The sequence below is a fragment of the Pseudoalteromonas sp. NZS100 genome, from assembly GCF_015864815.1.
In the GTDB taxonomy this organism is placed as follows: domain Bacteria; phylum Pseudomonadota; class Gammaproteobacteria; order Enterobacterales; family Alteromonadaceae; genus Pseudoalteromonas; species Pseudoalteromonas distincta.
The window spans coordinates 1-24628 of record NZ_JADYWM010000026.1 but is presented as its reverse complement, the minus strand read 5'-3'; the positions used below and the strand labels follow the sequence as shown (position 1 = coordinate 24628).

Below are 24628 nucleotides of genomic sequence, written 5' to 3'. Positions count from 1 at the left end.
GTCTATTCAACTACAAAGATATATTGTCGCGTGCCGCGCATTTAATTACAAGTTTAAAGGGGTGAAATCCACCCGTTTTATCCACAAAATGTAGCTTTTAAAGCAAAAAAATCATTTTATTAAAATATAAAAGCATCAATGCATTAATTACGCGCCTACAACTATACCCACACTCGCATTTTAATGTGCGTTGCGTATAATACTGCGTAATTAAGTTATTTTAGAGAATAGACATGAGAACATGTGGTGTAGAAATTACCGGTAGTGATGTACTACTTTGTATTTTAAGTAAAGATAATGACGTATTTGATATTCGCGATGTGCGCCAAACACGCTTTACCTTAGGTAACGGTAACGACACTGAAGTAATGCGTAAATTTCAATTCGATTTTGCAAAACTAATGCAAGATTACCAAATTGATTCTGTTGCAATTCGTGAGCGTCAGCCTAAAGGTAAATTTGCTGGCAGTGCAAAAGGCTTTAAAATGGAAACTGCTATTCAATTAATTGAAGGCTTAGACGTTCGCGTGTTTTCTACAACAGAAATTAAAGAACAAGTTAAACGTAATCCAATACCTATTGCCTTTGAAGAAACAGGCCTTAAAAAGTACCAAGAAAATGCTTTTGTAAACGCTTACGTTTACATCATGAAAAAAACATACCGCAGCGACGAAATGTAAACTCATTACTCGTTTAAAAACGCGTACTTACATTGTAAGACGCGTTTTTTTGTGTCTAAAAAGTAGTATTAGCTTTTATTAATCTAATAATACATTAGTCTAACCACACTTCTCTTTGTCGACAATATGTGTTTATTTTAACTTTGTAGTTTACATAACTCATACACATTTTCATGGAGAGAGCAATGCACACACACACTATTGCGGCAAAAGAAGTAGAACAAATAAATCACTTACCGTTATCGCAAAGCTATTTTAAAGGTATACAAAGCACACCTTTAACAAATTCAACTATAGGCGAGTACTTTGACTTTATTGTCGACAAAAACCCAAAGGCGTTAGCTGTTGTAGTTCATCACCAGGGTATTCGCTTAACGTATAAAGAATTTCAAAAAGAAGTTAATCAACTTGCTATGGGGTTACTTGCCCTTGGCGTGAAACCAGGCGAGCGTGTTGGTATTTGGTCTCCTAATAATATTGAGTGGTGCTTAACCCAATTTGCAACGGCAAAAATTGGCGCAATAATGGTGTGCATCAACCCGGCCTATCGCCCTAACGAATTACAATACGCCTTAAATAGTGTTGAATGCTCTACTCTAATCACAGCATCAAACTTTAAAGGCAGTGATTACTTAGAAATGCTTAATTGTTTAGCGCCAGAACTTGCAACTTGCGATAAAGACACACTTAATTTAAAAGCACTGCCCACTCTTAAAAATATAATCCGCATTGGCGATGAAGCATCTCCTGGTATGTACTCTTTTAATGATGTTATTAACTTGCCAACATCAGCACATGAGCTTGAATTAAAAGCAATAGGTGCAAACTTAAATGCTGAGCAAGACATCAATATACAATTTACATCAGGCACAACAGGTAACCCAAAAGGCGCAACGCTCACTCATAAAAACATTTTAAATAATGCGCTATTCGTCGCCGAATCTATGCACTTTACGAGCGATGACAAGTTATGTATCCCTATCCCGTTATATCATTGCTTTGCAATGGTATTGGGTAGCTTATTGTGTGTTAGTAAAGGTGCAGCAGCCATTTATCCTAGTGATTCGTTCGATGCAAAAACCACACTCGATGTAGTTCAACAAGAAGGATGTACAGCGCTGCACGGTGTACCTACTATGTTTATTAGTGAGCTTGAGCTGAGTAATTTTACCGATTATGACCTAAGCACTTTACGCACGGGTGTAATGGCAGGCTCTACATGCCCAGAGCAAGTAATGCGAAAAGTACAAACACAAATGAACATGCATCAAGTACTGATTGCTTACGGGCAAACGGAGTGCAGCCCCATAAACAACATTACCGAAACAGACTCTTCAATAGAGCGGCAAGTAACGACAGTTGGCCGGGCTCTTGCCCATACCGAGGTTAAAATAATTGACGAGCTGGGTAACATTCAAAAAATTGGTCAACCTGGCGAAGTGTGTAGTAAAGGTGCAGGCATAATGCGCTGCTATTGGAATGACGAAGCTAAAACAAAAGCCACAATAGATGACGAAGGGTGGCTGCACTCTGGCGATTTAGGTGTCATGGATACAGAAGGGTTTGTCACGATTGTTGGGCGTATAAAAGATATGATTATTCGCGGCGGCGAAAACATTTACCCTCGAGAAATAGAGGAAGTACTTTACACCTACCCGGGCATTCAAGATGCTGCCATATTTGGTATAACCGATGAAAAGTATGGCGAGGAAGTGTGCGCTTGGATCCAACCAAAAGAAGATGCTGTACTTAATGAGCAAGCAATTCGTGACTTTTTAAAAGACAAACTAGCCTACTTTAAAATGCCACGACATATCCGTTTTGTAGAAAACTACCCAATGACAGTAACAGGTAAACTGCAAAAATTTAAAATGCGCGAGCAAATGCAAGAAGAGCTAAGCGACAACGCTTTTTCCTAGTTTCGTCTTTAAGTAACTGAGGCTCTGGATAGGGAATTTATCTCAGAGCTATGTTCAGAGCTAGCAGCGTTAAATTTACGTATGTTAGGACTAATACTAAAAAGCACAGCCAATTGGCTGTGCTTTTTATGTACTGAATTGTACTGAATTTATTATAAATTCAGCATTCTCTTTTTTAAACGTTCTAAATCAATCGCACTCGAGCGCACTGTTAATTTAATATGGCTGTATTCATATTCTTCTTTAACAACACTCATACTCGATCGGATTTCGCCCACAATACCTTTGGCTGTGTACGGGATAACAATCTCTTCTTCAATCATGTCCTCTTGAGCAATGCCAATAATGTATTTGTGCAGTTTACTAATATCATCTGGATTACGTGTAGAGGTCATCATCGCATCAGGAAACTCATCCATTAGCGACTGCTGCTGCTCAGTACTTAATTGGTCTGACTTATTCAGTACTAATAGTTTTTTGCTACCTTCTACCCCAACTTCTGCCAGTACTTTATGTACTACTTCAAGCTGTGAGCGAAAAGAAGGATCTGAAGCATCTACAACATACAACAATAACGACGCATCATGTGCCTCAGCGAGCGTTGAATGAAATGAAGCAACCAAATCATGAGGTAATTTTTTAATAAAACCAACCGTATCTGAAACCAATATACGAGGCTGCGTAATCGGATACAGCGCGCGAACAGTAGTATCTAGCGTTGCAAAAAGTTTGTTTTCGCCTTCTACATCACTACCTGTAATTGCGCGCATCATTGATGACTTGCCCGCATTGGTATAACCAATTAAAGCCACTGAGAATAGCTCAGAGCGCTGCGTACGTCTGTCCATCATTACATCTTGAACACTAACAAGTTCACGCTTTAATTCTGCTAACTGATCGCGCACCTTACGGCGATTAAGCTCAAGTGTGGTTTCACCCGCACCTTTACCCATTTGGCGTTCTTTATCACCTGTTGATGTTTCACGCAGTCGTGGCGCTACATAATTAAGGCGAGCAATTTCAACTTGTAGTTTTGCAGTTTTAGTACGCGCATGACGACTAAATATTTCAATGATAATACCAGTGCGATCAAATACTTCTACACCTAATTGGTTTTCAACATTACGCAGTTGAGAAGGCGTTAAATCACAGTCAAATACCACTACATCAGCACATGCAAAATCTAAATCGTTTGATGGAATTTCTGAGGATATTTCGGTTAAAGGGTCTTCATCAAGTAAATCATCTTCTTGCTCGTTTTCAACCATCCCTTTATTACCGGTAAGGTGTGCTATTTCAGCTAGTTTACCTGAGCCCAGTACATTAACTTTTTGAGTTGAGCTTTGCTTTTGCGATTGCGTACCTACGACTTTAAATCCTAACGTAGTCACCAAACGAGCAAGCTCTGCAAGCGACTCTGTTGCTTCGTCGCCTTTAAATTGTGGTGTGCTAATAGAAATAAGTAACGCATTAGGAAGTGATGGTTTTGCAGTTAGTTGCATAATTTTTTGTCTTAATGCACCTAAAGTGCAAACCTAATTTTCATTCGAAAGTAACTTGATCCTACGCTGTTATAGCCCAGCTTTATAGGGTTATAGTTCACTAATGGCGTTAATATTTAAAACTAACCATAATATACTCAATTTTATGGCTAGTTTTAAAATCACATTATAGTAAAGCCTTATGTTCAGCTTTAATATTAAACGACGCCCTGCTCAATCATTGCATCGGCGACGCGCCTAAAGCCTGCAATGTTAGCGCCTAATAAAAGATTTCCAGGCTCACCAAATTCTGTAGCGGTATCGTTGGCGGTAACAAATATATTTTTCATAATTTGTTTTAGCTTTTCATCAACTTCTTCAAAGGTCCAACTTTGCATACTCGCATTTTGTGCCATTTCTAATTGGCTTGTCGCAACGCCGCCGGCATTGGCCGCTTTACCTGGTCCATACGCAATTTTTGCAGCAATAAAGCAATCAATAGCCTCTTTTGTTGAAGGCATGTTTGCGCCTTCACTTACTAATAAACAACCGCCGGATAATAAAGCGCTTGCATCCGCCTGTGTTAATTCATTTTGTGTGGCGCACGGAAAAGCAGCGGCAGCATTAAAGCGCCAAACAGCGTGCCCATCTTTAGGGTAGTCATTTACAGAAATATAAATAGCATCGGGGTGAGTTTGTTTATATTCGCTCAAGCAATCACGCGATTGCTCTTTCAAACATTTAATAAGATTTAAATCTATACCCGATTCATGATACACAGTGCCACGAGAGTCGCTGCAACTTACTGGTGTTGCCCCCATTTGATAAAGCTTTTCCATTGCATAAATAGCAACATTACCTGCGCCCGAAACCAAGCAGCGCTTACCTTGTAGGCTATCGCCGCGCGCTTGCAGCATATAGTCAGCAAAATAAACAGCGCCATATCCCGTGGCTTCTTTTCGTACAAGCGATCCACCCCACAATAAGCTTTTACCTGTTAAAACACCTTCATAGCGCCCAGTCAAACGCTTATATTGACCAAACAAGTAACCTATTTCTCTCGCCCCTACTCCAATGTCTCCAGCGGGTACGTCGGTTGTAGGGCCAATATGGCGATAGAGCTCGCTCATAAATGATTGGCAAAAACGCATTATTTCAGCATCTGAGCGCCCTTTTGGATCAAAGTTTGCCCCGCCTTTACCACCACCGATTGGTAAACCTGTTAAAGCATTTTTAAATATTTGCTCAAACCCTAAAAATTTAATTATGCTGGCATTCACACTTGGGTGAAAACGTAAGCCACCTTTATAGGGGCCAAGTGCAGAGTTAAACTCAATTCTGTAGCCTTTATTGACCTGAATATTGCCTTCGTCATCAACCCAGGGAACTCTAAACATAATTTGGCGTTCGGGCTCAACTAAGCGTTGTATAATGGCATTTTTTTTGTATTTTTCTGAGTTTTCTAAGATAGGTTCGAGTGATTCAAGTACTTCTTCAACAGCTTGATAAAACTCGCATTGTGCAGGACTACTATTTTTTAATTGTGCGATTGTGCTATGGATATAATTCATAATTATTCTTCCGTGTTAATAATAAAAGTATTTATCAGATGTTAAAGTAAACGTGATCAAGTTTATGATTCATGCTTTAAAGTCTTAATTTAATATAATTAACTATTACCTTAGCATGAAAAATTGAGATGTTTAACGCGTGCTGCGTGAATTATTTTTGATTGGAAGTTTGATTTTTATGTATTAAAGATGAATTTAAATTCACAGATTTAAAATTAGAACAGTGCCAAGCGAGTTTTTATATTTTAAAAGGGAATTTTAGAAGTATTTGGTTAGGTATGGGTTTGTTTAAAAATATAACAATTAATGGGCTTTATACTGCATTGCGCTCGCAAAAAACCCACTAACTAAAAGCTAATTAGCTAAAACCAGTTACTCAGCAGACTCTTCTGGGCGGTGCTGCTTTTGTACGCCAGTTAAAAACAAACGTAATATTTGATCGTTACAAACACGGTAATGTTTGTTATCTACTTTTCGAGAAAATGCGCTTAACTCATGTTTACTTAAATCAAAATCAACAAGTGCAAGTGTTGCTATAACATCTTCTGCTTTCATATTTAAAGCAATACGTAGCTTCATAAAGATAATATTGTTGTTTAGCTTTTTCTCAGGCTCTGGTTGCTCACCTTCGCGTTTGCCACGTTGGGTATTAATAAACCCATTTAAAAAGCTAGCAAACTCAGTATCACTTATTGGGGTAAAAGCCTCTTCACCTTCTTTAGTTAACCATGCAATTACTTGCTCTTTGGTGACCGTATGCTCTGCTGATGCAAAAACATTGACCATAGCAGTATCAGTTAAGTTAAAAGTGTAGCGAATGCGGCGTAAAATATCGTTATTAGTCAAAGTAAATCCCAAAGTGAGGTATAGCAACCAAGCAGTTATTGCTTAATTTTAAATAAGCACCTAGTTTAACAGGTTTCGTTATAGTGCCCTATTGTTTATTACTGTTAACGCTAAGGATAAACAAACCTTAGTGCTAATAAAGGAAATACCAAAATAATAGAACCAAATAACCAAATTATCATTGCTACAAAGTAGCGTTTTTTAGAATTAGCCCTAAAAGCACGTTTTACATTATTGATATAATTGCTACCGCTTCCTAAATAAAGCCCATTCAACATTGCAATCCCTAACAATAAAACAATGCCAATTAAGCACACTATCACACGAGACACACTTGTAATGGTGTCCATTAAATGCGGGAAAAACACCCCAGCTAGCATAATAAAATTTAATAATAAAGTGAGCGAAAAGGCAAAAACGCCATCTGCGCCACTTGCTGACTTTGAACGTTTTTTTAGCCATTGCACATAAACAAAGTGCATTGCACTGTCAAAGTGCATTGCACTGTAACTGGCTCGCATGTTAAACCCTTTTACTAATTACCAAGCACTTTGGCAGGATCTACGCGCGTTGCTTGCCATGCAGGATAAATAGTGGCAAGTATCGCAAGCACAAACGTAACAATCACTGTAATACCAATGTCTTCAAGTACTAATTTACTTGGTAAAAACTCTATAAAATAAACACCCTCAAGTGGATTGGCTCCAAATAATTGGCTTATCCACGTAAAAAGCTCACTTATATTAAGCGCTAATACCACACCAATTAGTGTCCCTAGTGCCACGCCTACAAATGCTTGCATTAAGCCTTGCATCACAAAGGTGGCTAAAATAGTACTGTCTTTCGCGCCCATGGTTTTTAAAATTGCGATATTGCCTTGTTTTTCGCGTACTTCCATCACCAAGGAGGACACAATATTAAAACTGGCTACCGCTATAATTAAAAACACCACAATATAAACAATGGTACGCACCATTTGAATATCTTGATAAAGGCTACCTTGGGTTCTAAACCAACTAGAAATATACACGTAGTCGTCAATAGTTTGCCCTACTTTTAGCGCTATTTGATGCGCCGAAAACACATCATCAACACTTAACCGCAGCCCTGTTACTTGGGTTTCATCGTAACCCAATGTTTGCTGTGCTTTGTTAATGTGTATAAATGCAGCGGTACTATCAATCGGTCCGCCCATTTCTATAACACCTGCAAGGTTAAGTGTTACGCGTTTAGGCGCTAATAATGATTGACCTTTTTGACTAATTTGCGGAATAAGTAATGTAATGTTATCGCCTACTTTTGCATCTAACTGTTTTACTATTTGCTTACCTAAAATTACATCGTCAAGGCCTAGCTGGCTGACTAATTTACCACTGGTAAACTGGTTTACCGCCGATACATTACTCTCTAGCGATGGCTCAACCCCCCGAATTTCTATCGCTTTTAGCTGGCTTTTATATTGCGCCATTCCGTTAACGGTAATAAATGGCGCAGCCCCTGTTACATGCGGTTGTGTTTGTAAATCCTCAACCTTTTGCGACCAATTCGCAATGGGTCTACTTGGTGCTACATATTCAACCTGCGGCACAACACTTAGTAATCTATGTACTAGTTGCTGCTCAAAACCATTAATTACCGACAGTGCCACAATTAAAACCGCGACACCTAATAAAATACCAATAGTCGACGCTTTAGCGATAAAACTAACAAAGCCGTTTTTTTCATCTTTGTGGCCTGAATAGGCTCTAAAACGTTTACTTAAAAATGCACTAAGCAACATGCTGCGACTCTTTAATAGCTAGTTTTCCATCGTCTAAATAAGCTATTTTGCCTAGCTTATCGGCAAGTTCTAAATCGTGTGTAACTACCACAAAACTGGTGTTTAAGCTTTGGTTAAGCTCATTAATTAAATCGTAAATTTTAATCGCATTTTGTTTATCTAAATTACCGGTTGGTTCATCAGCAAGCACAAGCGCAGGTTTTGTAACCAGTGCACGAGCAATAGCCACGCGTTGGCGCTCTCCACCAGAAAGCGCAGACGGTTTATGCGAGCTGCGATGTGCAAGGCCTACTTTTTCGAGCATGTCGAGCGCTTGAGCTTTGGCTTCTTTTGCACTCAAGCCTTTAATTAATAATGGCATAGCCACATTTTCAACTGCGCTAAACTCCATTAATAAGTGATGAAATTGATAGATAAAGCCCAAGTTTTGGTTTCTAAATGCGGCTTGCTCTGTTCGCGAAAGTTTTGCAACTTCTTGGTTTTTAATTTTAGCGCTACCTGAGCTTGCGGTATCTAATGTGCCAAGTATGTGTAAAAGCGTACTTTTACCAGAGCCAGAACTCCCCACAATAGCGAGCATTTCACCTTGCTGCAGCGCTAAATCAACGCCTTTTAATACTTCAACTTGGTTGCTGCCATCTTGATAAACCTTACTTAAATTTTCACAACTAATTACTAAATCATTCATAACGTAATACCTCTGCTGGTTTTACTTTTGCGGCTTTACGCGCAGGATATAAGGTAGCTAAAAAGCTCATAGCAATACTGGCAAACGCTATTATTACTAAACTCAAAATATCAAATTTTACCGGAAGCTCTATACCCGCCAATAAGTTTAAGCCCACTAATGCAAGTAGCTCATTTATATATAAACTAAATATTACACCTAAAAATGCGCCTATTGCGGTACCAATTACGCCGTTATATAAGCCTTGCACCATAAACACTTTTTGCACTTGCGAAGGTGTTAAACCTAACGTTTGTAGTATGGCCACTTCACCTTGTTTTTCGCTTACCATCATGGTTAATGCCGATACAATATTAAATACAGCCACCAATACAATGAGGGCAAGCAACATAGACATAATGCGCTTTTCCATAGCAACGGCTGCAAATAGAGTACCTTGGGTACTGCGCCAATCACTATAATTATGATCTTGTAAAATACGCTGGCTTGCTTCAATAAATTCATCTAGTTCGAAAGGTTCGTGCAATGAAACACTTAAATTTGGAGCGGTGTTTTTATCCAGCTTTAATACCCGCTGTAATGAAGCGCCACTCGTAAACGCAAGTGCCATATCTATCTCAGATCCGGTTTCGTATATTGCGGCAACTTTAAATAAACGCTGGCTGGGTACTCTCCCAAGAGGTGTATATGTTGAAGCATTAGGCATAATAACGCGAAGCTTATCGCCCACACTAACGCCTAATTTACGACTCAAATAACGGCTTATAGCAATGTTGTAATTTTTGTTTAATACAGTTTTCCAATCGCCTTGCACTATTTTATCGGTAATTTTATACAAAGAGCCACTATCGTTATAAAGGCCTTGTAGTAAAACGCCGTGCAAGTCTTTATTTGTTTGCAAAATAGCTTCACCGTGGCGATATAAGCTTACATGATCAACATAAGGAGATTGTTCGAGGTCGGTTTTAAGGGTGCCCATTTGGGTGGCAGTGTGTTTACCTGCGCTAACTTCAACATGCGGAATAAGTCCGAGCATATTGGTTTTTAGGCTATTTTCAAACCCGTTCATTACACTACTTACCGTAAATAATGCCATTAAACCAATAGCGATACCGGCAATAGAAAAAAACGAAATAAACGATATAAACGCATTTCCTTTAGATGAGCGACTATATCTAAGCCCTATAAATAAGCTAACCGGTTGAAACATATTATTTTTAACACTTATCGTAAAAGTATTGAGCAATAGTAGCACGAAAAAAGTGCCTTTGGGTATGGCGTAAAATGTAAGAAATAATTTAAAAATCTGATACTTGGCTATATTTACAGCAATACATGCTTAACCATTAATTCGCGGTTAAGCTTTCAGCCCTTTAACTAAATAATCGAGCAATACCCGTACATTAGTGGCCACAAACTGCCTTGGTGGATATACGCCCCATACCCCTTCTTGCTGTGGTTGATAGGGTGTTAAAATAGGCACCAATTGCCCTGAGTTAATTTCGTTTTCAATGTAGTAGTCTGGGAGCTGTACAATACCAAGCCCCTTTTTTGCGCCATCCACCAGCGCCCAACCACTATTACACTGTAGCCGCCCCGCTATTTTAATGTGTTTATCGCGCCCATTTTCGTTTACGCGCCAGTAGCTACTATTCCCAATTAAACATTCATGGCTGTTTAGCTCGCCTAAAGTGTGCGGCTCACCAAATCGCGTTAAATACTGTGGTGCCGCGCACATAATAAAACGCCGCGCACTTAACCTACGCGCTTTTAAGCTCGAATCTTTTAAATGCCCTAACCTTATGGCTAAATCAAATCCGCCCTCTAATAAGTTTTCTTGCTCGTTACTTAGTGTGGCAACAACTTCGACCTCAGGATGATCCTTCATAAAATTATGCACTATGGGCATAATAAAACTCTCTCCGTACATAACGGGTGCTGTGAGCTTTATTTTACCTTTAGGTGTACTTTGTTGTTGAGCAAGACCTTGAGTTGCCTCGTCCATAGCGTGTTGTAAGTGCTTTATTTGATGTAAGTACACTTCACCTTCTTTAGTTAAAACCACTTTACGAGTAGTACGAGTTAAAAGCTGGGTATTTAAACGTTGCTCAAGCGCCGTAACATGGCGACTAATATGCGCAACCGAAAGCCCAAGCATTTTTGCAGCAGCAGTAAAGCTGCCCTCCTCCCCAACCGCTATAAACTCATCAATTCCATCCCAACGCGCCATTATTACCATACTGTAAAAGTGTTTTAATAAAATTGAGATTATCATTATTTGAGAAACAAATACAATAAGCACATCACCCAAGCAAATTGGGTCTACAATTATTTTTTAATAGCCAGTTAAAGGAAATAAAACACATGTCTGAATTTATTAAATCAAAAGCTGCCATTGCTTGGGGTCCTAATCAACCACTTAGTGTTGAAGAAGTTGATGTGATGATGCCTAAAAAAGGCGAAGTAATGGTAAAAATTACCGCTACAGGTGTATGTCACACCGATGCATTTACATTATCAGGCCAAGATCCTGAGGGCATATTTCCTGCTATTTTAGGTCACGAAGGTGCTGGTGTTGTCTATGCAGTTGGCGAAGGCGTAACGAGTGTTGAAGTTGGGGATCATGTTATTCCTTTATACACTGCAGAATGTGGCGTATGTAAAATGTGTACTTCAGGTAAAACTAACCTGTGTTCAGCCGTGCGCGAAACACAAGGTAAAGGCCTTATGCCAGACGGCACTACACGCTTTTTTAAAGACGGCCAACCAATTTATCACTACATGGGGACATCAACGTTCTCTGAGTACACTGTATTGCCAGAAATTTCACTTGCTAAAGTAAATAAAGAAGCATCACTAGAAGAGATTTGCTTACTAGGCTGTGGTGTGACAACAGGTATGGGCGCAGTTACCAACACAGCTAAAGTAAAACCTGGCGACACTGTTGCTATATTCGGTTTAGGCGGTATTGGTTTGTCTGCGATTATTGGCGCAAAAATGGCTGGTGCGGGTCGTATTATTGGTGTTGATATAAACACCACTAAATTCGATTTAGCTACAAAACTAGGTGCTACTGATTTAATTAACCCAAAAGATTTCGACAAGCCAATTCAAGAAGTTATTGTTGAAATGACAGATGGCGGCGTTGACTACTCGTTTGAATGTATCGGTAATGTTGACGTCATGCGCTCAGCGCTTGAGTGTTGCCACAAAGGTTGGGGTGAGTCAGTAATTATTGGTGTGGCAGGTGCAGGCCAAGAAATATCAACCCGTCCGTTTCAGCTGGTAACTGGGCGTGTATGGCGTGGTAGTGCATTTGGTGGCGTTAAAGGCCGTTCACAACTTCCTGAAATTGTTGAGCGTTACATGGCAGGTGAATTTGCTCTTAGCGACTTTATTACTCACACAATGAGCCTTGAAGATATTAACGAAGCGTTTGATTTAATGCATGAAGGCAAAAGTATTCGTACAGTCATTCATTACTAATAAACAGCATTCGTAAAATAGCTTATTAATAAGCCGTAATACTTTTAAGTTTACGGCTTTTAAGGATTAAGTATGTTAGAAAATATCTCAAGTGTAAAAGTGTCTGGCGGTTGGCATAAGCAATATACTCACAGCTCGCAAAGTACACATTGCACTATGCGCTTTGCCGTATTTTTACCACCTGGCGCAAGTGAAGCAAATAAAGTACCGGTACTTTATTGGTTATCGGGATTAACCTGTACCGACGAAAATTTTATGCAAAAAGCCGGTGCATTTAAAAAAGCAGCAGAGCTGGGCATTGCTATTGTAGCGCCTGACACCAGCCCGCGTGGCGAAAACGTACCCAATGAAGACAGTTACGACTTTGCACAAGGCGCAGGCTTTTACGTAAATGCAACGCAAGCTCCTTACAACACCCATTTTAATATGTACGATTATGTTGTTAGGGAATTACCAGCATTGATTGAACAACATTTTCCAATAACAAGCACAAAAGCAATTAGCGGTCACTCTATGGGCGGGCACGGTGCATTAATGGTTGCACTTAAAAACCCGACTACTTTTGTAAGTGCCTCGGCTTTTAGCCCTATTGTAAATCCGATTGAATGCCCTTGGGGTGTAAAAGCATTTACTGGTTATTTAGGAAATGATAAAGCGCTTTGGAAGCAATACGACAGCTGCGAGCTGATGAAAAACGCAGAGCAAGCTAATTACTTACCCATGTTAGTGAGTCAAGGTGATGCCGATGGTTTTTTACAAGAGCAACTTAAGCCAGAAAACCTAGTCGCTATTGCAGATAAAAAAGGCTACCCGCTTACACTTGAAATGCAAGCAGGCTACGATCATAGCTACTTTTTTATAAGCAGCTTTATTGACCAACACTTATTATTTCATCATCAGTTTTTAACTGCTTAGACTCATTAGTGTGTAGAGATGACTTTTCTACCTCTACACACTCTTTTAGACTTTTAGTGACCTGCCTACATACTTGCGTAGTAGTGCTTTCCCCTTTAACTAGGCTAACAAGAGCCGAATCTATCTTTAATCCCATATCAGTAAAGTTAAATCCGTTTTTATCTGTAGGTACTGGCTCTAGTGGGTTTTTATAAGGTGTTGACTGCGCCGGGCTAATACTATTTTTATCATTACGCGCCTGAGATTGTGCTTGCCCATCAATAATAGCTCCCGCAACTGTACAGCCAGAAAGGCAATAAAAAAACAAAAGTACAATAATTGTTTTCATCATTCATCCTAAACAAAATATTACCTAAATTGTATACGTTTTTTATTGTAACTCTGTAAAAAAATGTAAGTATTACTACCTAAAATCATTTATAAACTTTCTTGTAACACCCACCAGCTGCAATATAAAAAATGGTGATCCTAAATAACCTAAAATTTTATTAATAGCGGGTTGTAAGTGTTCTGTGAGAAATTCAGGAAATAAAAAAGCAAAAACAGATAACCCAGCGCAAAATAGTAAGGCTGTTTTTTCAAGCTTAGTGGGCGTGCTTAATGTTTTATTTAAAGGCAAGATATTCACATAGCTGTCTTTTAGATATGATAAAAGAATACGGGGCTTTAAAACTCAGATCAAATTAACTATTGCGTAAAATAGTAATAAAAACATGTAAAAGTTTCCTCAATAATTTTTATTAAACTCAGCTTCCTACAATAAACCATTGATTATTAGTTATTTATGCAATGGCCCACTGTTTGCTTATTATTAACAAAATTAACCCGCATAGGCTCAATAATGGAAATTGATTTACAGTGGAATGAAATCATCGATAACTTAATACATTTAGGTATTGCATACCTACTTGCGCTACCTATGGCTTACGACAGAGAGCGTAGCCATGATGGTGCAGGCCTTCGTACCTTTCCTCTTGTTGCGGTTGCATCGTGTGGGTATGCATTAATAGCTATGTCGGTTTTAGATGGCGCAGAAGCTCAATCTAAAATGTTACAAGGCATCATTACTGGCATTGGTTTTATTGGCGGTGGCGCAATTTTGAAAAATAATAAATCAACCTCCGGTACAGCAACCGCAGCCAGTATTTGGAATATGGGCTTAATTGGTATAGCTGTAGCCTATAGCCGTTACGAAATAGCCATTTTGCTCGCCATTATTAATTTTATAACGCTAAGGTATGTAAAAAAGTTTAAGTGATAATTAGCTGTATTATTACAAGTAATGCGAGCAGATATTGGTCGTATTACGTGTGTATAATCACTGGCAAAATATAAATACACGATTTCAATTTGATACAATATAACATATAATAAATGCAGTTTTAAATCACTCTATATAGCTCTCTTATGTCGCTACCTTCAACCGATAACCGCTTACATCATATTGATATATTACGGGGCATTATAATTATATTTATGGTTATTGACCATGGTATGTATTATTGCCTTAATTACTCAGTTACCGATCCGATGACCATTCCAGGGACTGATCCCGTTACCTTTTTTACGCGTTTTGTTTCTCACTTTTGCGCACCACTCTTCGTATTCTTAGCAGGTCTATCTGCGGCTATAACAGAGCATAAATATGTATCCACTAAAGCATTTTCACAAAGCTTGATTATTCGTGGTTTAGTGCTAATTTTGTTTGAATTTACTATTGTTTCGTGGTCTTGGAGCTTTAACCCATTATACCCAATGCTATACGCACAAGTTATTTGGGCTATCGGCTGGGGCTTTGTTATTTTAGGACTGCTGCGTTTCCTGGGCATTTATGCCATTTTTGTAGCAGGCTTATTACTCGTGTTTGGGCATAATTTATTTGATGGAACAAGCTTTGAGCCTAATACATTTGCACATACTGCTTGGTCTATTGCACATCAAAAAAATGTACTTGATCTCCCTTTTGATTTTCAAATTAGAACAACCTACCCAGTTGCCCCCATTGTTGGCTTAATGGCATTGGCATATTGCGCTGGTGTTTATTACAAAGCGCAACAATACAGTAAAAAAGTGATGAATCACGCATTGTTATTAGGGGTTACTTGCCTTGTGCTTTATGGCATTTTACGTGGATTTAACTTATACGGTGATATGTCACAGTTTGCTATACATACAAGCTCATTGCTCACTGTTATGTCGTTTCTGAACCCAACAAAGTATCCGCTTTCGCTTCAGTTCATGTTACTTACAGTTGGCCTTGGACTTATTTCTTTAAAGGCATTAAGTGGTTTAAAAACCGATTTTTCGCATAACTTTTTACAAGTACTGGGTAAAACAAGTATGTTTTCATACCTTGTGCATTTGTATTTATTACATGCTATTGCTTGGTTACTTATACCTATTCTTGGCTTTAATTTTAGCGATATGACCTACGCAGATACTCTCGTTGGTTTGCCTGAAGGTTATGGCATGAGTTACACAGCAACACTTTTATTCATAGCCGTTGTAATAGGGCTAACAACCCTACTCGCTAAGCGATACATTGTTTGGAAGCGAAGCCACAAACATAGCTTAATTGCTAAATATATATAAGTAAAAACACAAACCCCGCATAATATTTGCGGGGTTTTATGTCATTAACCAATACGTAAAACTTATAAAAAGCTATCACCACTTTGCTTTAGCGTAACAGTTTGTGCTTGAGCGCTTTTAATTAATAACCCACAACGCACATCGTTTTGTGAAATTACAATTTTATCAATTGTGCTTATATCGTAATTTACTACTTTGTTCTCGCAGCGTAACTGGACTTTAGTTAGCGGCATTTGCGCTTCAAGCGCTACTTCACTTTTTGACAATAAAGGTAATACCGCCTGCTTAGGCAATAGCTCTATTTGTTGTTTTATATCGCCAGAACTTTTATAAATGTCATTAACTTGAGCTAATAACTGCTCCTTATTTTGCTGTGTAAAAGTGATGGATTCAATATTGCCTAACGCATCTATTGCGTCATAGGCACGTACATAATCTTGTTTTGATATAAACCATTGTAATGCATTTTTTATCACACGCTTTTGAATTTGATCTGGTAGGTTACCTCGAAATAAAAACGCTTCGTTGATGTGCTGATCAAAGCTCTTCCAATCTTGTACAAAATAGCTGTGCTGGCTTTTAAGCCATGCAAGCAAAACAATCTCAACCGTATTTTTCGTATGTTCGTTTTCTAACTCATCAATACGGCTTTTAGCTTCATCGTATTTCTTTTCATCGATTAACTTACTAGCTTGTTCATAATCATTAAAAAAGCCGCGAGACGCTTTGTCATTTGAAAAACCAGCATGTAAATTTTGCGAACTTACAGTAATAGTTTTTGCTACAGGTATAGTCTCGCCATTTAATTTTGCACTTTTGTAGTTGAGCTTAGACACGTAGTCCATTACTTCTCTTTGATACTTTTTTTGACCAGCTGTAGCTACAATTTCGATATCGCTCACTTGGCCGTTTTCATCAACAAGATAACTACTTAAATTAATTCCTTCTAATCGAGACGCACGCGGTGAGGTATTAGTAAGTTGATCGTAATTTTTATTAATCACCTCTGCAGGGACAAAGTCGTCAGCAAACGCAGGGAGTTGAGTGAAAGCAGAAGTAAAAGAAAGCGCTAATATGAGTTTTTTCATCGATTTTATCCATCCTAGATAGTGTTTATATAATAGAAACAAACGATCGATATAAAAGCAAGTGTAAATACAAAAAATTAGTTCATTTAATGAGCTTAACTTAGAAAAAACTTAATAGATAAATATATTTGAGGAATTAAAAAAGGCGCTTAAAAAGCGCCTTGCTAACAAGTATGTGTGCTTAAAACATATCTTGATAGGAGTTTGTTGTGCTAAACGTAATTGCTTTTTCAAAGCCTGGTAACTGAATACTTTGCTCGTCTATTACAATGTCGTTGTCGTCAATAAGTCCGTCGCCAAAGCGATAAATAAGCTCGTACTGCCCTAAATCTGCTTGCGTTTGATACGTTTTCTGCGAAGCGCTAACCACACTATTTTTCTGTGTGTAACTAGTCATAACATCATCGCCATGGCGCTTAGCAAGCATTTGCATTGTTACTTTTGGTGAAAGTACAGTCGCTGTTGCATTGTTGCCGCCAAAGCCTTTTGAATTTATAAAAGCAATATCCATATCAGCGCACTCGTAATGGCTATTACGAATATCAAGATGGTCGCTATAAACATCATCAGCAACTTTATCAATTGTGGTAATACCCGGCATAATATTATGACTAAATATGCCTAATGCAATCGCTAACTGGTCACCACTTGCAGGTGCAATAGTATGGCCAACATACGCTTTTGGCGCTGTTACTTTCCAGTTATCAATAGCAAACGTTTGTGCTACTTTGTGATAAATCAAAGACTCTGTTACACGGTTTTGCGGTGTACTAGAACCATGGGCTAAAATAAAGCTACGTTCTTGCAGTGCTTCTTTACCTAATAAGCTGCTAGCAAGTGCGGCTGATTTTGCCATTGTAATATAGTTACCGGGTCCAGGTGATGTAATCGACTTTTTAACGCCATCTGCATTTACAAACACATCCGGTACGCTGCCCATAATATCAGCGCCCAACTCAAGGGCTAAAGCATCATCCATTAAAATAGCAACTTGCGCGCCCTCACCTAATGTAAAGCCACAGTTATCGCCAAATGGGCGGCTGCTATTACGGTAATCTGGTTCTTCATCATTTGATAAGTTATCTAAACGACGCAGCCCTTCAACATTAGCAAGTGCACTCATGTTACCAAAGCCTTCTACAACTTCTGGTGTAATAGCACACTCAACACTTGCGACAACCGCAACGCGTGTACGCCCTGCCTGTATATCATTAACCGCTGCACGTAAATTATATAAAAACGTTGCACATGCGCCCGAGGTCGAAAACGTAGTCCCTACATTGCCCGTAACATAGGCATTAATAAAATCGGTAGACATTGTATTTAAGCCCAGTGCTAACTGCTTAGTGCTAACACGGTCGCCTTGTTGGCGCGCCTTTACTAAACCGCCTAGACCTTTGTCGTCCATTTGGCCAATTACCGATGCTGAATAGGTACCAATTTTATCTGGCTCTACGCTATTCATAATATGCTGCCAATCAAGCCCTGTTGATTTAATAGCATCAGTAGCTGCAAAAATAGTGGCTTGCAAACCACGAGGCTGATAGCGGCTGTTATACATAACAGACGGATCAAACCCAGTCGGAAATTGCCCAGCAGATTTAATTGGGTTATCGCGTGTTGAGTCGTGCTTTACGTCTAAGTCGGCTGCAATAGTTACTTTAACTTTTTTGCCTTCAAGCTCTTCAACTTGCCAACTAGCTGGAACAGGTGCAGGTAAGTCGCGAGCACGCGTTTCAAACACAATTGCGTTATCGCTTGATGCGGTTAGTGTCATTTTTTGCTGCCACGGTGTGGCATCGGCATCAAAGTGTTCTTTTTCAATTTTACGAATAAGTGTACCAGCAATAATTTGCTCACCAAAGCGTGCTTCTATGTCGCTTTGCTCAACATTATTACCTTGTGTATCTTGTAATTGGCCGTTTACAACGCTTACTAGATTCATCAGTGTGGCGAGGCCTAAAAATGTTTCACTGCGATCTTGAGCATTTAAACTATCTAACACGATACGGCGATAACCTTGATGAAAAGAAGTACGGCCAGCGGCGTTAATGCCACCCATGCCTACTATAACGGGTAATGCTGTCATAATTTACCTTTTAGAAACGTGTTATAAGGAGAAGAGGCAGTTTAAATGGATTATGCACCACACATTGTGCTTTAATAGCCAAATATTCAGCACAAAAGGCCAAAAGGTACTGGTCGGAGCATTTATATGACTGATAAACACACTAATCCACCACTAAACATTGCTATAGCGGTATATCCGCATTTGTTAGTGACTAGTTTAACGCTGCCTATAGAAATGCTAAGAGCCGGCGAGGCCTTTGCTAAAGGGCATCTTGATAAGCAAAGCTTTAGGCCACTTGCTATAAATTTAGTGGCTAAAAGTGCTGAATCTATACCCACCCGCGCAGGCCTTGCTATAAATCCTGATTGCATAACAACTAACGCGCCCTACAGCGATTTGATTATAGTGCCGGGTATTTGGCGAAATCCGCGCCCTGTAGTACGTACAAATCAAGAAATAGTTGATTGGCTAAGTGAAAGCTTTAGCGAAGGCAGCCATATAATTGGTGTAGGTACTGGCAACTGTTTATTAGCAGAGGCTGGCTTACTTGATGGCCACCCTGCTACCACCCATTGGCATTACGCCAAACAATTTAGCCATGACTACCCGCAGGTACGCTTAAAGCCCGACTTTTTTATAACCCAGTCAGAGCGAATGTATACGGTGGCCAGTCTTAATGCCCTTGCAGATGTGATCGTACATATTATTAGCCAATACTACACAAAAGCTGCCGCGCAGCATGTAGAGCGTAATTTTTCGCACGAAATACGTAAACCCTACGAAGATCAACGCTACTTAGAAGGTGCAGTAGACCGCCACCCCGATGAGCTAATTGCGCAAATTCAGTTTTGGCTAAAAACAAATTTAGCCACCGAGCTAAACTTGCAAGAAGTTGCTGCCCAATTTAGCTTAAGCTATCGTACTTTTACCCGCCGTTTTAGAGCCGCCACTAACCAAAGCCCAATTGAGTATTGGCAACAACTACGTGTAGAAGGCGCAAAAGAGTTATTAGCATCATCAAATTTATCAATTCAAGAAGTGGCTTTAGAAGTTGGATATAATGACCAAGGGCATTTAACACGCGTGTTTAAAAAAGTATTAAGCCAAACACCCAGTGGTTACAGAAAAGTAGTTAGGAGAAAGTTGTTTGGCTAATTATAGTGCTTGTTCGAATAGTACTAATTTCAATAGCACTAAAAAACGCCACTTTTAGTGGCGTTCTGATTCGTTAAATTCTTTTCGATAATAGCGCTTTTGATAGTTTTTTACTTTAGTGTGTACGCCTTTGCTTAAGCTTTTAAATTTAGCTTCGAGTACGTCTACACCGTATAAAATACCGACCACTAGCACCGAGAGTTTTATTGCAGCGCCAAGGTTTTCGGTCGCTATCATAACGCCTATTGATGCAAGCACCCAGATGGTTGCAGCTGATGTAACGCCAACTACCGCACCATCTTTTGCGAGCATAACGCCTGCCCCTAAAAAACCAATACCTGTAATTATTTGCCCCACTACACGAGAATGATCTATTACATCCCCTTGTAAATTAAACGCAGTGGATAAAAACAAATACGTGCCCAGCGTTATTAGGGCTGATGTCCGAATGCCTACAGGTTTACCACGCAACTGGCGCTCTATACCAATAATAGCACCACAAAAAGCCGCAGTACCAATAGCTGCCCACGAATACGGGGCTACATCAATTAAATCTAAAAAAGTCACTGTTAACCTTATATTTTATTAGCTATAGCCACCGCCGTTCTTAAACGTTGGCTACCAAACGCTGACATTTTACTAAAATCACTTCGTGCAATAGGTACATATTGGCAATCTATTGCGAGCTGTTTATCGTTTCCAGGCTCACAAAATGGATCGTGAACATACACGCAGTGCTCATCAAGGTGCGTAACACACACCCAGTGTGGCGATTTTTTACCATCAAAACTGTATGTACTAATTAATAACAGCACACTAAAGCCTTTACTCAGCCACTGCTCAATATGCTCAAGCTCTACATCTTTATGCGTAAGCGGTATATTTGCCTGTGCAATACCATCTACAAATTGCTGATGCACGGTGGCAAGTACCACTTTTTTGTTTTCGTTGCGTACGCCATCTAAAAACAAAGGCTCTATGGTATTAACCATTACTTCGCTTTTAAAGCCCCGCTTATTAGCCCCAAGTGCCAAACCAAACGGATGGCAACCACCATGACCCGATGTCATAAAAATGGTAGTACCTTCACGCCAAAGTGCCAGCTCATGTGATTGGCTAAGCTCAGTTGTTGGCTCAAGTGCCCCCATTGCCATTAATAGGGCAGCAGGTCCGCACGTAAACTCGGTAGTTTGCTGATACCACGGCGTTAAACGCGCCACTTTTAACTCACTCGTTTGTCGAATGTTTTTTTGCATTCGTAGTGCGTCACTGTGGTCATCATAATAATCGCTGTATTGACCAAACACTCTGTAACCTAAGCTTTTATAAAGCCCTATCGCACCTTCGTTATTTACAGCCACTTCTAAACGAAGGTAAATACGCCCACGCTCACACGTTTCTTTTTCTAGGCTGGTAAGCAATGCCTTTGCAACGCCCTTACCTTGCATTGTGGGTAAAACAGCAAGCGAATATAAACGCGCTAAACGCGTCCCTTTATGGCACCACACTAGCCCATAGCCGCATATTTGCTCGCCATTTTGGGCAACGAGTAAAATACCGTGCTTAGCACTTAGCCAGCGCTTTAAACTGCGCGGGCTCAATTTATCGTTATTAAAGCAAGCATTTTCAACGTCAATCAGTGCATTTAAATCACTGCTAAACGCCTTTCGAATAACAAGGTTGCTCATGTTATTACCCACGACCTCGTGCTTCTAAGCGTTGTTTAAACTCATCCATAATGATCATGTATAGCTCATCGCCTAAATAGCCGTCTTCTACCTTGTGATCAATACTTGGGTTGTCGTTAACTTCAAGCACGTATGCTTTGCCTTGATGCTCTTTAACATCTACGCCATATAAACCCCTACCCACTGTTTTACATGCTTTTAATGCTGCATCTAATACCGCTTTTGGTAACTCAAAGGTTGGTAGAGTTTCAAAGCCACCAGAGAAAAACCGTTTAGCGTCGTGGTTATAAATTTGCCAATGGTTACGCGCCATTAAATAGCGGCATGCATAAATTGCACGGCCATTTAACACACCCACTCGCCAATCATATTCGGTATACATGTACTCTTGTGCAAGCACTAATGCGCTATATTCAAACAGCTCTGTAAGCTTAGCGGCAAGCTCATCACGGTTTGAAACTTTAAACACACCTTTTGAGAACGACCCTTCAGGCATTTTTAAAACAAGCGGATACGTAAACGCTTCTTCTAATTGCTCAAGCGTTTCATTTGCTTGATCAGCCACTACAACCGTTTTTAAACTTGGCACTTTTTGATAATTAAATGCATCGTGTAAATACACTTTATTACAACAACGTAAAATAGACTCAGCATCGTCAATAACCACTAAACCAAGGCTTTGCGCTTTGCTTGCAAGGCGATACGTTGGGTGGTCAATCGCTGTAGTTTGGCGAATAAATAACGCATCAAACTGGGCAATGTTATCAATTTCGTCAAAGCTTAATGCTTGTGCATAAATACCGTGTTTAGCCGCTGCTTTAATAAAACGTGCAATGGCGTCTTTATCACTCGGTGGTACTTTTTCGTTATGATCAACAAGTATTGCCATGTCCCATCTAAAACGACGTTGCACCGAACTAATACGCCACTGTGTTTTAGTAAAGTTATCTAGCTTTGCTACAAATTCGCTGTACTGCTGCTCGCTTAAAGACGACATCGAGCCTTGTTGTAATAAGCCTTGCTCATCAACAAATAAAATAGGCGCCGGGTATTGTTTAAATACCGACTTTGCCGCTTTTGATTGTAAATCGTTTTGGGCATTACCAAAGTAAAGTGTGCCGTCTATTTGGCCCACATTTAACATAGGAGCTTGGCCACTACGAAGAGCATTAATGGTTTTTACACTGGGTAAAACTTGGTGCTTGCGCGCCTCTGCAAGTAATGAGCAATAGTAACCTTTGCTCAAGTATTGGCTTGAGTCGCACAGATTAATAATGCGTGTTTTTGGTTCGTTATGTTTTGGGTAATCACGTAAGTAGGTATTAAACGTAATTACATTTTCGAACGATTGAGCAAGCGTTTGCTCGTTGTTATCAACCACAATTAAGGTTTTAAACACGACTTTTCCTAGTTAAGTCAAAATATAAAAAGCATGCTTAGTAAAATACTAAGCATTATAAATAGAAACACCCATCGTACTAAGTGGGCATTGCGCGAATCACTTAATATGATGGGTGCTTTAACAGGTACCTACTGTACGAGTTAGCGCTTAAATTGCTTAAGCGACATGTGCTTTATATGCCCTTTTTTAAAAACGCACAAACGAGATATTTTTAGCGTGAAGATGAAAAATATTGATTAACTATATTTTCCTATAAATGCAGATTAAAATGCGCAAAACAATACCTTATGAGAGTTTAAAAATGTCGCTGCCTGCTTGCCCAAAATGCCAATGTGAATATGTTTACGAGGACCAACAACTGCTTATTTGCCCCGAGTGCGCCCATGAGTGGAACCCAAATAATACAAACGATGAAGACGCTATTTTAGTTAAAGATGCCAACGGCACATTACTTAATGATGGCGATAAAGTGACAGTAGCCAAAGATTTAAAAATTAAAGGCAGCTCGCAAGTAATTAAAATTGGCACCAAAGCGGTAGTTAGAAGAGTGCTTGATAAAAAAGATCACGAGCTTGATTGTAAAGTAGAAGGCATTGGCGAAATGATGGTAACAGCGAAGTTTGTGAAAAAAGTTAATTGAGATAAATACTTAGCAATACAATACTAATTTGTACTAGCTCAGACTTGATCTGACAGTTACCCGTTTTTTAATCGGTGACTGTCAGTCTAGATTTGAGCTAAATTTTTCTCAGCCCAGATCAATTTTCCATCTAATAAAGTTTCTAGTGGCGTTCTGCCACAGCATATTTTTCCTTGATGAGTTCGGTCATTATTGTAATAAATCATCCATTCGTCCAGATCCTTTTGCAATTCCTCTAATGAGCTATATAGCTTTTTACGGAATGTAACTTGATAGAACTCATTGAGTATCGTTTTGTGGAAGCGTTCGCAGATACCATTTGTTTGCGGTGACATAGCTTTGGTTTTTGTATGATCGATATCATTAATAGCGAGATATAACTGGTAATCATGATGTTCGACTTTGCCAAAATATTCAGTGCCTCTATCGGTTAGAATACGTAGCATTGGAAGCTCGTACTGTTCGAAGTACGGTAGTACTTTGTCGTTGAGTATGTCAGCCGCAGTAATTGGTGTTTTCGTGGTGTAGAGCTTAGCGAACGCTACTTTACTGTATGTATCAACGAAGGTTTGTTGGTAGATACGCCCAACGCCTTTGAGATTACCGACGTAAAATGTATCTTGAGA

23 protein-coding genes are annotated in these 24628 nt (G+C 39.4%); 8 read left to right on the top strand and 15 right to left on the bottom strand.

Annotation, left to right across the window (positions count from 1 at the left end):
* The first annotated feature begins 233 nt into the window (after positions 1–233).
* Together I6E69_RS18870 and I6E69_RS18865 are read left to right on the top strand one after the other, a co-directional pair.
* Positions 234–680, top strand: a complete 447-nt coding sequence (locus I6E69_RS18870) for a DUF3010 family protein (RefSeq protein ID WP_033029405.1) — start codon at positions 234–236, stop codon at positions 678–680.
* A 185-nt stretch (positions 681–865) separates the two neighbouring features.
* Positions 866–2599 (top strand): AMP-binding protein, encoded by a 1734-nt coding sequence (locus I6E69_RS18865; protein WP_197121927.1) that lies wholly within the window; start codon positions 866–868, stop codon positions 2597–2599.
* Positions 2600–2751: 152 nt separating this feature from the next.
* On the opposite strand, the gene hflX is transcribed toward I6E69_RS18865, so the two are convergent.
* The 8 genes from hflX to I6E69_RS18825 form a co-directional block, all read right to left on the bottom strand.
* Complete coding sequence (hflX, locus tag I6E69_RS18860) at positions 2752–4101, bottom strand: GTPase HflX (RefSeq protein WP_002960718.1); 1350 nt, start codon at positions 4099–4101, stop codon at positions 2752–2754.
* Positions 4102–4298: 197 nt separating this feature from the next.
* Complete coding sequence (gene gdhA, locus I6E69_RS18855; protein ID WP_149602774.1) at positions 4299–5651, bottom strand: NADP-specific glutamate dehydrogenase; 1353 nt, start codon at positions 5649–5651, stop codon at positions 4299–4301.
* Between the two features lie 372 nt (positions 5652–6023).
* Positions 6024–6497, bottom strand: coding sequence for a DUF1456 family protein (locus tag I6E69_RS18850; protein WP_002960721.1), 474 nt, complete (start codon positions 6495–6497; stop codon positions 6024–6026).
* A gap of 110 nt (positions 6498–6607) precedes the next feature.
* A complete protein-coding gene (locus I6E69_RS18845) occupies positions 6608–7018 on the bottom strand; it encodes a hypothetical protein (protein WP_197121925.1) in 411 nt (136 codons plus the stop codon).
* Positions 7019–7032: 14 nt separating this feature from the next.
* A complete protein-coding gene (locus I6E69_RS18840; protein WP_197121923.1) occupies positions 7033–8277 on the bottom strand; it encodes a lipoprotein-releasing ABC transporter permease subunit in 1245 nt (414 codons plus the stop codon).
* Positions 8267–8965, bottom strand: coding sequence for a lipoprotein-releasing ABC transporter ATP-binding protein LolD (lolD, locus tag I6E69_RS18835; RefSeq protein ID WP_007375330.1), 699 nt, complete (start codon positions 8963–8965; stop codon positions 8267–8269). The genes I6E69_RS18840 and lolD overlap by 11 nt, the downstream gene beginning before the upstream one ends.
* Positions 8958–10175, bottom strand: coding sequence for a lipoprotein-releasing ABC transporter permease subunit (locus I6E69_RS18830; protein WP_024595632.1), 1218 nt, complete (start codon positions 10173–10175; stop codon positions 8958–8960). Before I6E69_RS18830 ends, lolD begins: the two co-directional genes overlap by 8 nt.
* A 147-nt stretch (positions 10176–10322) precedes the next feature.
* Positions 10323–11195, bottom strand: coding sequence for a LysR family transcriptional regulator (locus I6E69_RS18825; RefSeq protein ID WP_182755463.1), 873 nt, complete (start codon positions 11193–11195; stop codon positions 10323–10325).
* Between the two features lie 134 nt (positions 11196–11329).
* Here I6E69_RS18825 and I6E69_RS18820 point away from each other — a divergent pair, with 134 nt between their 5' ends.
* Together I6E69_RS18820 and fghA are read left to right on the top strand one after the other, a co-directional pair.
* Positions 11330–12451, top strand: coding sequence for an S-(hydroxymethyl)glutathione dehydrogenase/class III alcohol dehydrogenase (locus I6E69_RS18820; RefSeq protein ID WP_002960732.1), 1122 nt, complete (start codon positions 11330–11332; stop codon positions 12449–12451).
* A gap of 72 nt (positions 12452–12523) precedes the next feature.
* Entirely contained in the window at positions 12524–13366 is an 843-nt protein-coding gene (gene fghA / locus I6E69_RS18815) for an S-formylglutathione hydrolase (protein ID WP_138488989.1), read from the top strand.
* Here the strand turns inward: fghA and I6E69_RS18810 are convergent.
* The gene (locus I6E69_RS18810; protein ID WP_008134020.1) at positions 13320–13694 is read right to left on the bottom strand and encodes a hypothetical protein; all 375 of its coding nucleotides are present in this window, start codon (positions 13692–13694) and stop codon (positions 13320–13322) included. The two genes, fghA and I6E69_RS18810, sit on opposite strands and share 47 nt — an antisense overlap.
* 513 nt (positions 13695–14207) lie before the next feature.
* Here I6E69_RS18810 and I6E69_RS18805 point away from each other — a divergent pair.
* Together I6E69_RS18805 and I6E69_RS18800 are read left to right on the top strand one after the other, a co-directional pair.
* Complete coding sequence (locus I6E69_RS18805; RefSeq protein WP_002960738.1) at positions 14208–14624, top strand: MgtC/SapB family protein; 417 nt, start codon at positions 14208–14210, stop codon at positions 14622–14624.
* Positions 14625–14773: 149 nt separating this feature from the next.
* Positions 14774–15958 carry a DUF1624 domain-containing protein gene (locus I6E69_RS18800; RefSeq protein WP_197121921.1) on the top strand — a complete coding sequence of 395 codons (1185 nt, stop codon included), beginning with the start codon at positions 14774–14776 and terminating at the stop codon, positions 15956–15958.
* Positions 15959–16020: 62 nt separating this feature from the next.
* Here I6E69_RS18800 and I6E69_RS18795 read toward each other — a convergent pair whose 3' ends face one another.
* Together I6E69_RS18795 and I6E69_RS18790 are read right to left on the bottom strand one after the other, a co-directional pair.
* Positions 16021–17046 carry an energy transducer TonB gene (locus tag I6E69_RS18795; RefSeq protein WP_197121919.1) on the bottom strand — a complete coding sequence of 342 codons (1026 nt, stop codon included), beginning with the start codon at positions 17044–17046 and terminating at the stop codon, positions 16021–16023.
* Positions 17047–17227: 181 nt separating this feature from the next.
* Positions 17228–19135, bottom strand: coding sequence for a beta-ketoacyl synthase (locus tag I6E69_RS18790; RefSeq protein WP_096792990.1), 1908 nt, complete (start codon positions 19133–19135; stop codon positions 17228–17230).
* A 126-nt stretch (positions 19136–19261) separates the two neighbouring features.
* On the opposite strand from I6E69_RS18790, the gene I6E69_RS18785 reads away from it, so the two are divergent.
* Positions 19262–20272, top strand: coding sequence for a GlxA family transcriptional regulator (locus I6E69_RS18785; protein ID WP_197121917.1), 1011 nt, complete (start codon positions 19262–19264; stop codon positions 20270–20272).
* A 54-nt stretch (positions 20273–20326) separates the two neighbouring features.
* Here the strand turns inward: I6E69_RS18785 and I6E69_RS18780 are convergent, their stop codons facing one another.
* The 3 genes from I6E69_RS18780 to I6E69_RS18770 are packed head-to-tail and all read right to left on the bottom strand — an operon-like array spanning position 20327 to position 23359.
* Positions 20327–20839, bottom strand: a complete 513-nt coding sequence (locus tag I6E69_RS18780; RefSeq protein ID WP_002960746.1) for an MgtC/SapB family protein — start codon at positions 20837–20839, stop codon at positions 20327–20329.
* Between the two features lie 8 nt (positions 20840–20847).
* Positions 20848–21960, bottom strand: coding sequence for a GNAT family N-acetyltransferase/peptidase C39 family protein (locus I6E69_RS18775; protein ID WP_197121915.1), 1113 nt, complete (start codon positions 21958–21960; stop codon positions 20848–20850).
* Positions 21961–21964: 4 nt separating this feature from the next.
* Positions 21965–23359, bottom strand: a complete 1395-nt coding sequence (locus tag I6E69_RS18770; RefSeq protein ID WP_182694985.1) for a RimK family protein — start codon at positions 23357–23359, stop codon at positions 21965–21967.
* Positions 23360–23663: 304 nt separating this feature from the next.
* Between I6E69_RS18770 and I6E69_RS18765 the strand changes: the two genes are divergently transcribed.
* Entirely contained in the window at positions 23664–24002 is a 339-nt protein-coding gene (locus tag I6E69_RS18765) for a zinc ribbon domain-containing protein YjdM (protein ID WP_197121935.1), read from the top strand.
* Between the two features lie 86 nt (positions 24003–24088).
* On the opposite strand, the gene I6E69_RS18760 is transcribed toward I6E69_RS18765, so the two are convergent.
* Positions 24089–24628 (bottom strand): integrase core domain-containing protein (locus I6E69_RS18760; protein ID WP_197121913.1); only part of this gene is annotated, 540 nt, incomplete at its 5' end.

What these genes read in the sequence shown, in the direction of transcription:
- I6E69_RS18840 (WP_197121923.1), bottom strand. Translation starts at nt 8,277, where the DNA reads ATGTTGCTTAGTGCATTTTTAAGTAAACGTTTTAGAGCCTATTCAGGC.
- gdhA (WP_149602774.1), bottom strand. Translation starts at nt 5,651, where the DNA reads ATGAATTATATCCATAGCACAATCGCACAATTAAAAAATAGTAGTCCT.
- fghA (WP_138488989.1), top strand. Translation starts at nt 12,524, where the DNA reads ATGTTAGAAAATATCTCAAGTGTAAAAGTGTCTGGCGGTTGGCATAAG.
- I6E69_RS18795 (WP_197121919.1), bottom strand. Translation starts at nt 17,046, where the DNA reads ATGAAAAAACTCATATTAGCGCTTTCTTTTACTTCTGCTTTCACTCAA.
- I6E69_RS18810 (WP_008134020.1), bottom strand. Translation starts at nt 13,694, where the DNA reads ATGAAAACAATTATTGTACTTTTGTTTTTTTATTGCCTTTCTGGCTGT.
- I6E69_RS18765 (WP_197121935.1), top strand. Translation starts at nt 23,664, where the DNA reads ATGTCGCTGCCTGCTTGCCCAAAATGCCAATGTGAATATGTTTACGAG.
- I6E69_RS18830 (WP_024595632.1), bottom strand. Translation starts at nt 10,175, where the DNA reads ATGTTTCAACCGGTTAGCTTATTTATAGGGCTTAGATATAGTCGCTCA.
- I6E69_RS18790 (WP_096792990.1), bottom strand. Translation starts at nt 19,135, where the DNA reads ATGACAGCATTACCCGTTATAGTAGGCATGGGTGGCATTAACGCCGCT.
- I6E69_RS18820 (WP_002960732.1), top strand. Translation starts at nt 11,330, where the DNA reads ATGTCTGAATTTATTAAATCAAAAGCTGCCATTGCTTGGGGTCCTAAT.
- I6E69_RS18775 (WP_197121915.1), bottom strand. Translation starts at nt 21,960, where the DNA reads ATGAGCAACCTTGTTATTCGAAAGGCGTTTAGCAGTGATTTAAATGCA.
- lolD (WP_007375330.1), bottom strand. Translation starts at nt 8,965, where the DNA reads ATGAATGATTTAGTAATTAGTTGTGAAAATTTAAGTAAGGTTTATCAA.
- I6E69_RS18825 (WP_182755463.1), bottom strand. Translation starts at nt 11,195, where the DNA reads ATGGCGCGTTGGGATGGAATTGATGAGTTTATAGCGGTTGGGGAGGAG.
- I6E69_RS18845 (WP_197121925.1), bottom strand. Translation starts at nt 7,018, where the DNA reads ATGCGAGCCAGTTACAGTGCAATGCACTTTGACAGTGCAATGCACTTT.
- I6E69_RS18805 (WP_002960738.1), top strand. Translation starts at nt 14,208, where the DNA reads ATGGAAATTGATTTACAGTGGAATGAAATCATCGATAACTTAATACAT.
- hflX (WP_002960718.1), bottom strand. Translation starts at nt 4,101, where the DNA reads ATGCAACTAACTGCAAAACCATCACTTCCTAATGCGTTACTTATTTCT.
- I6E69_RS18785 (WP_197121917.1), top strand. Translation starts at nt 19,262, where the DNA reads ATGACTGATAAACACACTAATCCACCACTAAACATTGCTATAGCGGTA.
- I6E69_RS18865 (WP_197121927.1), top strand. Translation starts at nt 866, where the DNA reads ATGCACACACACACTATTGCGGCAAAAGAAGTAGAACAAATAAATCAC.
- I6E69_RS18870 (WP_033029405.1), top strand. Translation starts at nt 234, where the DNA reads ATGAGAACATGTGGTGTAGAAATTACCGGTAGTGATGTACTACTTTGT.
- I6E69_RS18800 (WP_197121921.1), top strand. Translation starts at nt 14,774, where the DNA reads ATGTCGCTACCTTCAACCGATAACCGCTTACATCATATTGATATATTA.